Source organism: Streptomyces sp. NPDC024017 (genome assembly GCF_040638895.1).
Classification (GTDB): domain Bacteria; phylum Actinomycetota; class Actinomycetes; order Streptomycetales; family Streptomycetaceae; genus Streptomyces.
Genome location: NZ_JBEZYZ010000003.1, coordinates 14,357 through 28,581, shown reverse-complemented (window position 1 = coordinate 28,581; position 14,225 = coordinate 14,357). Strand labels below are relative to the sequence as shown.

8 protein-coding genes are annotated in these 14,225 nt (G+C 73.5%); 2 read left to right on the top strand and 6 right to left on the bottom strand.

Annotated elements, in window-relative coordinates:
- Positions 1-14 precede the first annotated feature (14 nt).
- Positions 15-923 (top strand): 5-dehydro-4-deoxyglucarate dehydratase, encoded by a 909-nt coding sequence (locus AB0G20_RS08440; RefSeq protein ID WP_361297794.1) that lies wholly within the window; start codon positions 15-17, stop codon positions 921-923.
- Positions 920-2,170 (top strand): glucarate dehydratase family protein, encoded by a 1,251-nt coding sequence (locus AB0G20_RS08435; protein WP_361297791.1) that lies wholly within the window; start codon positions 920-922, stop codon positions 2,168-2,170. Before AB0G20_RS08440 ends, AB0G20_RS08435 begins: the two co-directional genes overlap by 4 nt.
- A 36-nt stretch (positions 2,171-2,206) precedes the next feature.
- Here the strand turns inward: AB0G20_RS08435 and AB0G20_RS08430 are convergent, their stop codons facing one another.
- From AB0G20_RS08430 to AB0G20_RS08405, 6 genes are read right to left on the bottom strand one after another with little or no spacing between them, the layout of a single operon-like run.
- Positions 2,207-3,106, bottom strand: a complete 900-nt coding sequence (locus tag AB0G20_RS08430; RefSeq protein WP_361297788.1) for a peptidoglycan-binding protein — start codon at positions 3,104-3,106, stop codon at positions 2,207-2,209.
- Positions 3,106-4,650: a DUF6519 domain-containing protein gene (locus tag AB0G20_RS08425; RefSeq protein WP_361297785.1), complete on the bottom strand. Its 1,545-nt coding sequence runs from the start codon at positions 4,648-4,650 to the stop codon at positions 3,106-3,108. The genes AB0G20_RS08430 and AB0G20_RS08425 overlap by 1 nt, the downstream gene beginning before the upstream one ends.
- Positions 4,651-4,710: 60 nt before the next feature.
- Positions 4,711-6,858 carry a hypothetical protein gene (locus AB0G20_RS08420; RefSeq protein ID WP_361297782.1) on the bottom strand — a complete coding sequence of 716 codons (2,148 nt, stop codon included), beginning with the start codon at positions 6,856-6,858 and terminating at the stop codon, positions 4,711-4,713.
- The gene (locus AB0G20_RS08415; RefSeq protein ID WP_361297779.1) at positions 6,858-10,697 is read right to left on the bottom strand and encodes a putative baseplate assembly protein; all 3,840 of its coding nucleotides are present in this window, start codon (positions 10,695-10,697) and stop codon (positions 6,858-6,860) included. Before AB0G20_RS08415 ends, AB0G20_RS08420 begins: the two co-directional genes overlap by 1 nt.
- Positions 10,694-13,804, bottom strand: coding sequence for a putative baseplate assembly protein (locus AB0G20_RS08410; RefSeq protein ID WP_361297776.1), 3,111 nt, complete (start codon positions 13,802-13,804; stop codon positions 10,694-10,696). The genes AB0G20_RS08415 and AB0G20_RS08410 overlap by 4 nt, the downstream gene beginning before the upstream one ends.
- Positions 13,801-14,211: a GPW/gp25 family protein gene (locus AB0G20_RS08405; RefSeq protein ID WP_361299332.1), complete on the bottom strand. Its 411-nt coding sequence runs from the start codon at positions 14,209-14,211 to the stop codon at positions 13,801-13,803. The genes AB0G20_RS08410 and AB0G20_RS08405 overlap by 4 nt, the downstream gene beginning before the upstream one ends.
- Positions 14,212-14,225 lie beyond the last annotated feature (14 nt).

Sequence of the window (14,225 nt, the reverse complement as noted above, 5' to 3'; positions counted from 1 at the left end):
CGTTTGAGGGAGACATGAAGTTCCACGGAGTGCTGTTCTTCCCGGTCACGCCGTTCGCGGCGGACGGTTCACTGGACGAGGAACGGCTGGCCCAGCACATCGAGTCGGGTGTCGCCGCGGGCGCTGGAGGTGTGTTCGTCGCCTGCGGCACCGGTGAGTTCCACGCGCTGTCGGCCGAGGAGATCGAGCGGGCCACCCGGGTCGCCGTCACGACCACGGCCGGACGGGTGCCGGTGCTCGCAGCGGCCGGCGGGCCCACCCCGGTCGCCCGCGACCAGGCCGCGCGCGTCGAACGCGCGGGCGCCGACGGCATCCTGCTGCTGCCGCCCTACCTCGTCAGCGCCCCGCAGCAGGGCCTCGTGCGGTACGTCGAGGAGGTGACCGCGGCCACGGACCTGCCCGTCGTCTTCTACCAGCGGGGCACCGCCCGGCTCACCGCGGAGACGGCCGCCGAGATCGCCGCCCTGCCCGGGGTCGTCGGCCTCAAGGACGGCATCGGGGACATCGAGCGGATGCATCGCATCGTCCGCGCGGTGCGTGCCGTGCCGGGCACGGAGGACTTCCAGTTCTTCAACGGTCTGCCCACCGCCGAGATGACCGCGCCCGCCTACAAGGGCGTCGGCGTGGATCTGTACTCCTCGGCGGTGTTCGCCTTCGCCCCGGAGATCGCCCTGGCCTTCCACCGGGCGCTCGCCGAGGACGACGACGCCCTGGTCTCCCGGCTCCTCGACGAGTTCTACGGCCCGCTGGTCGCCCTGCGTGACGAGGTCCCCGGGTACGCCGTGTCGCTGGTCAAGGCGGGGGTGACCCTGCGCGGCCTGGAGGTGGGCGGGGTGCGGGCGCCGCTGCTCGATCCGACGCCGGAGCACATCGCCCGGCTCTCCAAGCTGCTCGACCACGGACTGGAGGTGGTCGGCGCATGAGCTCCAGCCGTGTTCGTGAGCTGATCGTCACCCCGATCGCCTTCGGCGACCCGCCGCTGCTCAACTCCAACGGCGTGCACGAGCCGCTCGCCCTGCGGATCATTCTCCAACTCGTCCTCGAGGACGGCACGGTGGGGCTCGGCGAGTCGCCGGGCGGGGCGGCCCGCCTGGAGCGGCTGCACGCCGCAGCGAAGGTCGTCGTCGGCATGGACGTCTTCGACACCACCGCCGTGGCCGCCGCGATCGACGCGGCCCTGCTGCCGACCGTGCCCAGCTCCCACGAGCGCGGCTGGACCACCTCGGCGGTGGAGGTGGCCTGTCTGGACGCGCAGGGCAAGCTGCTCGGCCGTCCGGTCAGCGACCTGCTGGGCGGCACGGTCCGCGACGCGGTGCCGTTCGCCGCCTACCTCTTCTACAAGTGGGCCGAGCACCCCGCGCTCGACGGCCGCCCGGCCGTCACCGACGACTGGGGCGAGGCCCTCGACCCGGCCGGGATCGTCGAGCAGGCCCGACTGATGCAGGAGCGCTACGGTTTCAGGTCGTTCAAGCTCAAGGGCGGTGTCTTCCCGCCCGACGAGGAGATCGCCGCGATGCGGGCCCTGGCGGAGGCCTTCCCCGGGCAGCCGCTGCGGCTGGACCCGAACGTGGCCTGGACGGTCGAGACGTCCCGGTACGTCGCCCGTGAACTCGACGGTGTCCTGGAGTACTTGGAGGATCCGACCAAGGGCATCCCCGGGATGGCGGAGGTGGCGAAGGACTCCCCCATGCCGCTCGCGACCAATATGTGCGTGATCGCCTGGGAGCATCTGAAGCCGGCCGTCGAGCAGAACGCCGTCCAGGTCCTGCTCACCGACCACCACTACTGGGGCGGACTGCGCCGCACCCGTGAACTGGCCGCCGTGTGCGAGGCGTTCGGGCTCGCCCTGTCGATGCACTCCAACTCGCACCTCGGCATCAGCCTCGCCGCGATGACCCATGTCGCCGCGGCCATCCCCAACCTCGACCACTCCTGCGACACGCACTACCCGTGGAACTCCGCGGACGACGTGATCGTCCCCGGCGTGCTGGAGTTGCGCGACGGCGAGGTGAAGGTGCCCACCGGGCCGGGGCTGGGTGTCGAGCTCGACCACGAGCAACTGGAGCGACTGCACCGGCGGTACGTCGACTCGGGCATGCGCAGCCGGGACGACACCGGCTACATGCAGCGGTTCCAGCCGGAGTACGAACTGAAGCTGCCCCGCTGGTGACACCGTGTGCCCCTCCCGAAGGAGGGGCACACACGCTCACCCTCCGGACTTGGGCACCTTCAGCCGGTCCCAGGTGACCTTGCCGGGGATGCCGTCGGCGTCCTTGCCGGAGAAGCCCTGCTTCTGCTGCCACAGCGCGTAGGACCGGCGGTCGGCCTCGCTCCAGTCGGGGCTGGGCCCCTCCTCGTAGCGGCTGCACCCCTCGGCGACCAGGCGGCGGCCCATCGCCGTGATGATCGGGGAGCGCTGCCCGGCGTGGAAGAACGCGGCGCCCGGGAACGGCTCGTAGGACGGCCTGGGTGACGGCTTGGGGTCCGGGTCGGGCTTGCTGCCGCCCCCGGCGGCGCCCTTGAGCCGGTCGCGTATGCGCTTTCGCATGCCGTCCATCGTGAAACCGCGCGGGTCGACCTTGCCCGGCTGCCACTCCTTGTGCCCGATGACGGAGCGTTCGGACCAGCCGTGGTGGCGGCAGATCGCCGCGGACACCCTCTCGATGGCCTCCTTCTGCGCCTCGGGCCAGGGGTCCTTGCCGTTGCCGAGGTTGATGCACTCGAAGCCGTAGAAGTGCCGGTTGCCGTCGGTGTCGGCCTCGTTGTCGTGCGGCAGCTTCGACTCGTTGATCACGGCGCGCAGGACGTCGCTGTCGCCGGGGCCGGCGTGGTTGGCCCGGCCGTTGCCGACCAGGTGCACATGGCCCTTCTTGTCGATGACGCCGTGGCACAGGGGGCCGGGCAGGCTGGAGTAGCCGTCGTAGCAGATGTCGACGGAGGCGGCGGTGCCGGAGGTGACGGTGTGGTGGATCATCACCCCGTTCACCGGGCCCCAGGGGCCCTTGCTGTTGCGGTTGTGGGTGCGCCAGCTGCGGACCTCGTGGACGGTCACGCCCTCGGCTCTGAGGATCTCCACCAGCTTGGACGCGCTCAGCGGCTTGGCCATCAGTTGTCTCCTTCCGCGGCGGCTTCCGCCTCGGCTGTGGTCTGGGACCGCCCGTGGGAGGGGTCCTCGGCGGCCAGTTCCTCGCGGTGGGCCTTTTCCTCGGCGGCGAGCGTCGCCTCGTCCGCGGGTGGCATGCTGCTCGCCAGCGGGCCGAACGCCAGGCGCAGGTCGATCGCGCTGCCCTCGCCCTTGATCAGGGCCAGCGGGGCGAAGTGCCGGGCGATTCCGGCGGGTCCCTGGAGCAGCGGGCGGCGGGCCTGATCGGCCGGCCATTCGACGCCGCCGGTGGCGGTGCGGGCCGGGACGATCCAGTGGTCGCCGGTGCGGTAGACGCCGCCCCGGGCGAAGTACACCTCGACGCCGTCCTCCAGGGGCAGCCACTCCCCCTCGGTGACGGGGATGGCCCCGTCCTTCAGCGCGGTGCTGCGGCCCTTGCGCTTCGGGCCGCCGCTGTGGTCCCAGCGGCGCAGGTACGGGTTCAGGTGCGCCAGCCGTCCGACGCCCGGGGCGGGTTCGGCGGACAGGCGGACCCGGCGGCCGGGCAGGTCGAGTTCCTCGACGCGCAGCAGCGGCAGGGGTTCCAGGCGGGAGGCGTAGGCGGTGTCGACGAACTCGACGTGGTCGCCGACGTCCAGGTCCAGTTTGGCGTCGTGGCCGAGGGACGCCAGCTGCACCCAGGTGCCGTCGAGTTCGTCGACGGCGAAGACGACGGAGCCGTTCTCGCGGGACCACTTGAAGGTGGCGTCCTTCGTCTCGCCGCCCGCGTGGACCTCCACCCGGTACAGCTGGTTCTCCGGGCCGCGGTAGCGGGCGTCGGGCTTGACCAGGCAGGGGTCCTCGTCGGCGTGGTCGGGCCGCTCGCTGCGCGCGGCGAGCCGGGCCGAGGGGGCCGCCTGACGCCGCGCCCAGCGGGTGAAGGCGTCCCGGACCGTCTCCCTGGACGGGTCGGTCTCCTCGATCTCCAGCGCGGCGAGGGACAGCGGCAGCACCTGCCAGACGACCTTCACGCGGGCTGCGGTGTCGGGCATGGCCGCGCCGAGGGCGACCTCGCGCAGGGCCGGGTCCTCGGCTGCGCTGACCGAGCGCTCCCATACGTTCAGGTAGGCGACGAACGGCGTCTGGGCGGGCGAGGGCAGCCGGTCGCCGGGCTTCTCCGGGTCGCGGTAGCCGTCGGGCTGGTCCCAGTAGGTCCACTGCGCGGGCGGCTCCGGCGCGGACTCCTCGTTCTCCTCGTCGGTGACCGGCACTCCGGCCGCCGGACGGTCGGCGTCGCACAGGATGCCGTCGACGTAGTAGCGGCCGCCGTGGACGATGAGGGTGTCGATCTCGTGCTTGCCGCCCACGTACTCGATGCGGAAGCCGGCGGCGTCGCGCGGTCCGCCGTGCGGTCCGATCAGGTCGGCGGCGAGGGTGCGGGCCTGGTGGAGCTGGATCGCGGTCTGCTCGTTGAGGTCGGCGTCGAGCTGGACGCGGCCCTGCTGGGCGACGACCGCGGAGTAGTGCCGCTCCGGGCGGAACGTGGAGCGGGAGAGGTCTGCGTGCATGAAGGGTGTCCCCCCTGGTTCAGAAGTGCGGGTTCACAAGGTCGGTGGCGGGTGCGCGCCTCACGTCACGAAGAAGATCCCGGCGTCGGTGCCGGCCGGCGTGTACTCGGCGAGCCGGGCCCTGAGACCGTCCTCGCGCTGCGGCCGGTACAGGTCGTGGAAGGCGCCGAGTTCGGCGCCGTCGTCCGCGCCGCGCCGGATCTGTTCGGGGCAGCGGTCGGCGAGCAGGCCGTACCAGGGCGTGCCGTAGCGCTGGGAGGTGAACAGGGGCTTGGTGTCCGGGCAGCGGTGGCGGCGGGGGGTGCGCGATCCGGTGGGGACGTAGGAGTGGCGCAGGCAGCCGATGCCGCGCCTGGCCACGTGGAGCCGGCCGGTGAAGACGCTGTTCTCGGCGATCCGCACGGCGTGCGTGTGGATCTCCCCGATGACCGTGGTGCGGTGCAGGTGCAGCACGGCGTGGGCGTGGCGGCAGTCCGGGGCGGACAGGGCCTCGCGGTCGTCGGCGGTGGCGTCCAGGATGCTGTCCCGGATGTGGATGTCGAGGGGGTCCTCGCTCACCTCGTCGCCGATGACCTCGATGGTGCCGAGGATGCTGTGCTCGATCTGGAGGCACGCGGTGGTGCGGTCCAGGACGATGCTCGGCTCCTCGGGCGAGTGCGGCGCGCACTCGGGCTCCAGCGACCAGCCGGGCACGAGCGTGCTGTGCCGCAGGACGACGGCGCCCATCGCGCCGGTGACGTTGATGCCGCGCCCGGCGACCAGCAGCCCGTCGAGCACGACCCGGGGCCGCTCGTGCGGGGCGCAGTCGTCGGACACCGCGCGGATGTTGAGGGCGTCGGGGCGGTTGCTGTACCAGTCGAGCAGCCGGATGACCGGGCGGGTGCCCTCGGCCGCGCGCAGTTCTAGCCGGTCGCCCGGGTCGAGGTCGAAGTCCAGCTGCTCCTGGTAGGCGCCGCTGTGCGTGATCTCGATGATGCCGGCGGGCCCGGTGCGGTCGGCCCGGCGGTCGTGCTGCCAGGCCCGGTAGGCGTCCATGATCTGCCGGTGCGGCTGCCCGGGACCGACCCGGTACACCTCGGCGTCGGGACGCGGCTCGCGGTTCCGCTCGTACTCGCCGCCGCCCAGGTCGGCCGCTTGGGCGTAGTGGTGGTCGACCCACACGCCCTGCCGGGGCGCGGACCGCGAGCCGAACGCGATCCGGCCCAGCTCGGGATCGACGGCCACCTGCCCGCGCTTCGGCCGGTAGCGCCAGTCGGACAGGTCGGCGACCACGATGTCGGCGGGCGGTACCGGGTTGTCCTCGCCGTCGCGCCGGATGACGAAGCTCTTGCCGGGGCCGTAGTAGTCGAGCAGCCGGTCGTGGAGCAGACGGCGGGTGATGAACGCCGGGACGTTGTCGACGGTGGCGATGTGCGTGGGCGAGGGCTCCGGGAAGGGCTTGGTGACCAGTGGGGTGTCGTTGCCGAGGATCGAGAAGGTGTACAGGTTGCGGGCCCGGTCGATGCAGTAGGCCGGGGTCCTGGTCAGGGCGTACGACTTCAGCCGCCACACGAACAGGGCGACCCCGGCCGGGCTCCAGCCGCCCTGCCGGTGCCGTGACTCGGCGCGGCGGACGTCGACCGTACGGGCCGAGTCGGCGAACGGACCGCCACCGAGGGCGAGTTCGGCACCGTCACGCAGGTCGGTGAGGCGGCCGCGTTCGCCGCGGTGGGTGCCGGTGCCGTGCAGTTTCACCGGCTGGGTGTGGGCGACGCGCCGGGACAGTTCGACGGCCCGGGCGGGCCAGGCGGCGACCTGATCGGACAGTTCCTCCAGGAGGTGCAGGGTGCCTTTGCGGCGGCGGCTCGCGACCGTGGCGGCCACGTCCCGGCGCGGGGCGACTGCCTCCGCGAGGGCGGCCCGGCCGCCGTCGTGCAGTCCGGTGGTCAGAACGCGCTCGTAGCCGGGCAGGGTGCGGTAGCCGACGAGGTCGCCCAGGTAGGGCAACACCCAGGGGGCCGCCGTCTCCACGAACAGGTCCTCGTAGCCCTGCTGCACGCCGTCGCGGACGCGGTCGAGCTGCTCCGCGATCACGGCGAGGAGCGCGCGCAGCGGCTCGCCCTCCTCGGTGTCGCGCAGCCGGTGCCAGCGGGGCAGCAGGTCGGCGAGCCCGTCCGGCTCCCTGGGCACCGCCGGGGCCGGGGTCTCCAACTGGGTGTCCGGGGACATCACTTGACCTCCGTCAGAATCAGGGTGTCCGCGGCCCGGGGCGACAGCAGCGCGAGCTGGGCCGGGCGGATGCCGCGGAAGACGTACACCGACCGGCCCTCGGGCAGGCGCCGGGTGTCGGTGATGTCGGGGTTGAGGCGCAGCAGTTCGGCGAGCGGGACGCCGTACCGGGCGCAGATCTCCGACAGCGTCTCGCCGTTCTCGGCGCGGACCGTGTGGGTCTTCTCGTCGTACGTCGCCGGGTGCGCCAGGACGGACGCCCGGGGCGGGCCGGGCCGGGTGAGCAGCTCGGTGAGCTCCTCGGGGGTGGCGGAGGCGGGTACGCCGGTGAAGACGTCGACGTCCACGTAGTCGACGCCGGGCACGGTGTGGGCGGTGGCCAGGACCTCGGAGAGGCGTGCGGGCCTTGCCAGTTCCCGTCCTTCGAAGCCGAGCCGGTGCAGCAGGGCCTGCCGCAGCCGGGGCTCGACGTACTGCCAGCTGTGGTCCGGGGCGACCTTGACCTTGGCGGCGATGAGCAGCAGGACCAGTTCCCGCCCGTCCACGCGGACCGTCAGGCCCGGGTCGCCGTACTCGGTGAGGGCGCCGCGCAGGGCAGTCAGGGTGTCCGAGTCGGGGGCGATCGGCACGTCGTCGGTGCCCGCGACCGTCACGTGCAGCACCCGCCGCCGCCCGTCGAAGAGTTCGCGTGCGGCGGCCCGGCCGATGCCGGCGCGGGAGCGGGCGAAGTCCTCGTAGTCGGACTCGGACACCAGCCGGTCCAGTGCCGAGACGGCGAGTGGGACCGTACGGCGGGTCAGGCCAGGGCCGTCGGCGTCCGCACCGCCGGTGACCGGGCGCGGGTTGGTGACCGCGGTGACGCCGAGCGGCCGGGTGAGGGGCTGGGTGACGCGGTCCGCCGGCATGTTGGCGGCCTTGCCGGTGCCGAAGCGGTAGCGGGCGCGGACGTTCTCGTGGCCGGAGGGCAGCCGGGCGCCGTGCACACCGTCGCCGAAGGTCACGGTCGTCCGGCCGTCGGCCGTGGCGCCGGTGATGTAGACACGCTCGGCCGGGCCGCGTCCGGCGAGGCTGTCGACCTCGTGCCACAGCACCCCGTCCACCCGGATCTCCAGCACGGGGGTGGCGCCCAGGGGGTTGTCGTCGGCGAGCCAGGTCAGCGGGGACTGCCAGAGCGCGAAGGTCTGGTTGACGCGGTCCGAGTCACCGCTGCCGATGGCCTCCTCGCGGCTCTCGCCGTGGGTGGCCTCGACGACGTTGCCGAGGATGCGGACGGTCTCGCGGCGGTAGCGGTGGGCGAGATCCCCGGTGAGCACGAGCCGGGTGTGGACGCGGTCGCCGGGCAGCCGCGGGTCGACGGCCGGGTCCGCGGAGGCGACGGTCACGATCTCCGTGGCCTTTACGCCGGCCGTTCCCGGGATGTCGCTGCGCTCGCCCGACACCACGAGGGTGCGGCCGGGCCGCAACCCCTCGTACAGTTCGGCGAGTTCGATCTCATTGCCGTGCACGTCCTCGCCGAGGGGTTCGTCCGCGAGGCGCAGGGGCTCTCCCGCCGCGTGCACGGTGGTGTCGCGGATGTGCGACAGCAGGACGTCGAACTCGTCCAGCCAGGAGTCGGCGAGGGTGAGTTCGGTGCCGCGTCCGGTGATGCCGTAGTTGGTGTACGCGGCCGTGCGGGCGGCCACCACCTGGGTGGTGACGAAGGCCAGCTTCGGGTCGCCGGGGACTCCCTTGTCCGCCCCCTTGGCGGGCCGCTGGACCGCCACCCAGCTGCCGACGGTGATGCCCTCGTGCACGGTGTCCAGCTGGAGCGTGCGGCGGTTGACGGGCTCCGGCTTGCTGGCGATGACGACCTCGACGTGGGGCTCGGCGCTGCCCACCGTGTACGTGAGGCTGACCTCGTACTCGCCGTGTGTGAACTGCTCACTGGCTCCGGGCCGGAGGACGATCTGCTCGGAGGTGCCGTTGTGGACGCCGACATGGACCAGGCCCTCGTCGTCGGGCCGCGACACGAACAGTGTGCGCTCGGGCAGGCCGGAGGCCAGGCGGGCGGTGACTCCTGGTTCCTGGGAGTCGGCCGGCCGCCGGTTGAGCCAGTTCAGGTCGTGGTCCTGGCCGGAGCGCACGGACAGCTCGACCTGGCCGGGGCCGAGGGTGAAGGTGACCGGCTGGGTGACGGGCAGGTTCTCGGCCCGCTGGTCGGAGCCGCTGCCCTCGACGTACTGGAACTCGGCCCGGACCGGCGACTTGCCCGCCGTGTCGTACACGACCCGCATGGTTGCCAGCACCGCGCCGGTCAGGGGCCAGTCGGCGGTGCGGATGACCCGGCCGCGGTCGTCCTGCACCGGCTTCAGCGGGGCCGTGGCGCCGAAGGGGGCCGCGGTGACGCGCAGGGCGAGCAGTTCGCGCAGGAACTGCGGGGTGCCGGGGGCGGCGGCCGTGCGCCAGGCCGGGTAGAGGCTGTCGAGGCCGGGGTTGAGGGCGGACAGGAGGCGGGCGGTGTCGGTGCCCGGGAGCTGGGGGCCGGTGGCGCCCCGGGGGGCGCCGGCTGTGGAGCGCAGGGCGGGAAGTACTGCGCCCAGGGCCGTCAGAGCGGCGGCGCGCGAGTCGCCCGTCAGGGGCGTGGGCCGTGTCGATGTGCGCGTGGGCGCGACCAGCCCCAACGGCGCCGCGGACGGCCGACCACCGATCGACGCACCCTCCTCATCCGTCTGCGCAGGCGCCAACTCCATGGCCCGCTCGGCGAGTTCAGCGAGGACCGCCTCCAGCCGCCCGAACCACGCCGCCACGTCCTCATACGGAGCAGCCAGCACCTGCGCCTCACCCAGCCGCGCGAGAGGCTCCGCAAGACGGGCCGCGAGCCGCTCGGGCGTCTTGACGCCGTCCAGGTCGCCACGCAAGGGCTCCAGGACCTGGTCCTCGAAGTCCTCGATCAGCCGGCTGACCGGGCGCGGGTTGGGGACCTCCGGGGTGGGCGGCTCCTCCCCCGGCTCTCCCGGCTGCACGGGCGGAGCCGTCCAGCGCCGCACCTCGTCGACGAGTTCCTTCAGGGTCTGCGGGGCCGACTTCGGCAGGGAGATCGCCGTGATGTCGTCGTCCCGGTCGACGCGCGCCTTCGCCACGGGCAGCAGCTTGCGCTCGCCGCCCGCGCCCTCCCCGAAGACGAACAGCAACTGGTCGCCCGTCTGGAGGGAGAGCCCGGTGCCGTCGACGAACAGCTCGGAGCGCCTGTCGAGGTCCTGCGGGGTGACGAGCGAGGGACGGCGGCGACGGACCTTCAGTTCGTTGAAGTCCCAGCGGGCCGTCAGGTCCCGGCCGGTCTCGAAGGTCAGCGACTCCTCGTCGGCGGACGCGGGCACGCTGTGGCTGCGCGCACCGCGCGGGATCAGCACGTTCTGAGCCTCGGCGCGCGGGTCGCGTTCGAGGGTGTAGGCCAGGTGTGTGGCGGCGGCGACGCCGGGCCGCGGACGGTGCCCGACGAGCCGGCCGAGCAGCACCAGGGAACGGTGCTCGTTCGCGGTCCGGATGTAGGCCTCGTCGGCGATCCGCTCGGAGTGGAAGGTGAGCAGGTCGCCCAGGACGGCCGTGGCGTCGAGCAGGCCGATCGCCGGGTCGTCCGGGGTACGGACGGTGAGGCCGTTGAGCGCCGGGTAGGCGGGCGAGGCGAGCCGGTCGAGCAGGGCGGCCCGGAAGGAGCCGTACTCGCCGACGCGGTAGTCCAGCGCGGTGCGGCCGGGCGCGTTGTGCGGCGGGGCCGGCGCGAGGCGCTCGTCGTGGCCGCCGCGGCAGGCGCCGCCGCAGCCGCACGTGTCGGTCGTGGTGACCGGGTGCGTGTCCGTCATCGGGCACCTCCCAGGGATATCGCCAGCAGGCCGTTCTCCGGCCGGTCCGGGTCGTTGTCGCAGGTGGCGATCTCCAGCGGGCCGAGCCGCAGCACGCCGTCCTCCCTCTCTCCTCGGTCCTGTTCGGACAGTCGCCGCAGCCGGGTGACCTCGACGCTCTCCACGCCGGGCACGGCAGCGGCGACCGCGACCAGGCGGCTGAGCCGGACCGGCCCGCCGAAGGTCAGCGCGTCGGGGTGGAAGAAGCCGAGCCGTCCGCCCGGCAGTCGTCCGCTGCCCAGCACGCGGTACAGCTCGGCGAGGATCTGCCCGTGCTGGTGGCCGGGCTTCGCGCACACGGTGAGCGCGATGTCCAGCGGTACCAGGCGGGCGGGCCCCACGACGAGGTCGTGGCCGATGCGCCGGTACGCCTCCAGCGCCTGGGCGACCGAGTCGAGCAGTTCCTGCGGCGGAGCGGCGGTGCCGTACGCGTCGATCGCGATGTGCGCCTCCTGGACGCTGCCCGTCCAGCGGAGCTCGGCCGCCGCCCGCTGCACGCCGGGCAGGGTCCCGGCGAGGGCGGCGTAGTCCTCGGCGGTGACCGCGCGCAGTCGGGTGCGGCGCAGGTCGAGCGGGGCCAACTGGCGTACCTGCTCGACGGGTTCGGGCTGGGCGCCGCCGGTGGCGGGCAGCGGGTTGCGCACGACGGCGACCGGTGCCTCGCACTCGCCCTGCACGACGAGGTGGTTGATGGCCTCGGCTCCGACGTTGCCGGCGGTGCCGCCGCCGAGCCGGTGGCGCAGCTCCAGACGGGAGCCGGGCGTGGGCTTCGCGCCGTGCCGGCCGTCGCCGAAACGCAGGGCGAGGCGGCCGTCGTCCTCCAGTTCGCCCACGAAGTGCTTCTCGCGGGGGCCGCTGTCGAGCAGGTCGCGCCGCGGCACCCAGGTCACGCCGTCGCCGTGCAGGCGCACGGCGGGCAGTGCCTTCCTCGGGTCCTGGGCGAGGGCGGCGGTCGCGGGCCCGCGCAGCACCGTCTCCTCGGGGTGCAGTCCGGCCGCGTAGGCCGGGCCCCAGGCGTGGGCGATCTCCCAGGCGATGTGCCCGTCGAGCACGGTGCCCGCGCGGGCCCGGGCGGCGAGGACCTCGACGCGGCGCAGTTTCGCGTCGAGCAACTGGTCGCTGCGGTAGAGGAGTTCACGCAGGGCGCGGACCGGGTGGCGGCGCAGCTCGAAGCGTTCCAGCACGTCGAGCCCGTAGACGACGGCGAGTTCGGCGATCTCCTCCCCGCCGAGCCCGTCCCGGTCGCGGGCACTGCGCCACAGCTCGACCAGTCGCTGCCGGACCCGGCCCGGTATGGCCGCGATCCGCGTCGCCTGCCCGGCGGCGACGGTGCCGGAGTCGGGGAAGGGCACCGCCTGCGTGACGGGCGTGCGGCCGAGGACCGGGCGGAAGCGGGGCGCGATGCCCGGGTAGACCGACTGGGCGAGCAGCGTGCGCAGCGCGGCGGCCTGGGCGTACGCCGTTCCGGGCACGACCTGTTCGTGCCGCTGCCCGGCGCTCTCCAGGCCGAGACCGGCGCGCTGGGTCGCGGCCTCGCCGACGACGTCGAAGAGTTCGCGGACATCGCCGGGGACGAGCGCCCGGCCCGAACGGGCCTTGTCGGTGAGGGCGTTGATGAGACGCGCGGGCGCGTTTCCCTCATCGACGTCGTGGCAGCCGAAGGCGGGAGGGTCGCAGGGGGCGGTCACGGCGGGCACGGGCGGCACGGTGACCGCCTCGGGGAGCCCGGTCAGGGTGCGTCCGTGGTCGACGAGGACGACGTTGCCTCGGGCGAGGGTGACGTCCTGCACGGGCAGGCAGTCGCGTCCGCCACGGGTGGTGAGGCAGAGCGGGAAGCGCAGCGCGTCCTCGGCGGCCCAGGTGACCTCCAGGACCGGCTGGTCCTCGATCCGGTCGAGGCCGGGGGTGACGGAGGTGAGGCGGACGGCCTGGCGGTGCGCGGGGTCGGCGTCGCCGGGGGTGCCGGTGCGCGGGCCCTTCACCTCCTCCAGGACGAGCACGTCGCCCGGCCGCAGGGCCAGCCGGCGCTCGCGGCAGGTCTCCGGGTCGGCCCACGCGTCCCGCAGGGTGGCCGCGGTGGCGCCCTGCGGCAGGGTGCACACCTCGCCGCCCCAGGTCCACAGCCGGATCGCGTTGTGCGCGACCCTCAGCTCCAGCGGGTCGGTGGCGACGACCGGTTCGAAGACCTCCACCGAGCCGCGCTCGTCGAGGTCACCGAGGTCGGCCTCGTCGATCACGATGCCCGGCTCGGGGCGGTCGTGCGGGTCGAGGCTGCGCACGTCGACGGAGGCGAAGCGGAACGTGCCCGGGGCGAGCACCTGGTCGTGCGCCGTCTGGACGGTGACGTACGCGCGGGCGTTGCAGCCGTCGTGCATCGCGTAGTCGATGAGCCGCACATGGCGGCGTACCGAGACGCGGCGGCGGGCGGTGTCGAGATAGGCCTCGGTGGCGACGGCGTCCTGCTGGTAGCTGATCTGGTCGCCGGTGTACGCGAGCAGTTCGACGAGGGTCATGCCCAGGTCGGCGGGGTTGCGCTCGGCCCAGTCGGGGGTGGTGAGCGCGAGCCGGTCCAGGAGGAGCTTGCGAATGGTGTCGTAGTCGCGGGCCGTGTAGTCGATGACGGGCGCGGCCGGGAAGGACGGCTCCTCGTGCGGCTCGCCCTTGCAGTCGAAGGGGGTCGGGCAGTCGGGCCGGAAGGTGAACGCGGCGCTGTGGTAGCGCTGGTCGAAGCCGCGGTACGGCTCGGTGCCGGGCCGTCCGTACGGGTCGGTCTCGACGAGCGAGAGCCGGTAGCGGGAGGTGTCGCCGGCCCGGTCGAGGGTGACGTAGAGCCGGTCGTCGAGCTCCGGGTCCTCCTCGCGTTCGACGCTGACGTCGACGGCGGTGATGCCGGTGATGCGGCGGCCTCCGTCGATGCGGACGTTCTCGGGGCCGAGGCCGTGCGGGGCCTTGCCGAGGAAGGTGACGGTGAGCAGCAGTCCGTCGTCGTCCACCTCGACGGTGTCGACGCCGTTCAGCTGGGCGGCCCTCACCTTGCTGCGGCGGGACGCGGTGGTGCCGGTGGTCATGCGGCGGCCCTCCCTTCGAAGACGTCGTCGCGCCGGGCGCCGGTGGCCCGGACGGCGTACGACAGGTACACGCGGACGGAGTGGTCCTCGCTGACGATGTCGAGGGCCGTCACCTCGATGAGGTCGCCGAGCCAGCGCTGCAGCGCGGCCTGCACGGACAGTTCGAGCGTGCTGATCAGCTCGGGGCTGTTGGGCGCGAACACCAGGTCCAGCAGTCCGCAGCCGAAGTCCGGGCGCATCACGCGCTCGCCGGGGCTGGTGAACAGCAGCTGCTCGATCAGGTCGTGGACGTGCTCGCCGTGGCGGGCGTGCGCGGTGCGTCCGCGGCGGTCCGGACGGAACGGGAACGCGACGTCGCTGCGCGGGCTCCGGTCGCCCGGGCGGGCGCCGGCGTCGAGGGGGTTCATCGGACTGGGCGAAC

Bases quoted from the DNA above. Each gene is read 5' to 3' on its own strand.
- AB0G20_RS08440 (WP_361297794.1), top strand. From the start codon at position 15: ATGAAGTTCCACGGAGTGCTGTTCTTCCCGGTCACGCCGTTCGCGGCG.
- AB0G20_RS08435 (WP_361297791.1), top strand. From the start codon at position 920: ATGAGCTCCAGCCGTGTTCGTGAGCTGATCGTCACCCCGATCGCCTTC.
- AB0G20_RS08430 (WP_361297788.1), bottom strand. From the start codon at position 3,106: ATGGCCAAGCCGCTGAGCGCGTCCAAGCTGGTGGAGATCCTCAGAGCC.
- AB0G20_RS08425 (WP_361297785.1), bottom strand. From the start codon at position 4,650: ATGCACGCAGACCTCTCCCGCTCCACGTTCCGCCCGGAGCGGCACTAC.
- AB0G20_RS08420 (WP_361297782.1), bottom strand. From the start codon at position 6,858: ATGTCCCCGGACACCCAGTTGGAGACCCCGGCCCCGGCGGTGCCCAGG.
- AB0G20_RS08415 (WP_361297779.1), bottom strand. From the start codon at position 10,697: ATGACGGACACGCACCCGGTCACCACGACCGACACGTGCGGCTGCGGC.
- AB0G20_RS08410 (WP_361297776.1), bottom strand. From the start codon at position 13,804: ATGACCACCGGCACCACCGCGTCCCGCCGCAGCAAGGTGAGGGCCGCC.
- AB0G20_RS08405 (WP_361299332.1), bottom strand. From the start codon at position 14,211: ATGAACCCCCTCGACGCCGGCGCCCGCCCGGGCGACCGGAGCCCGCGC.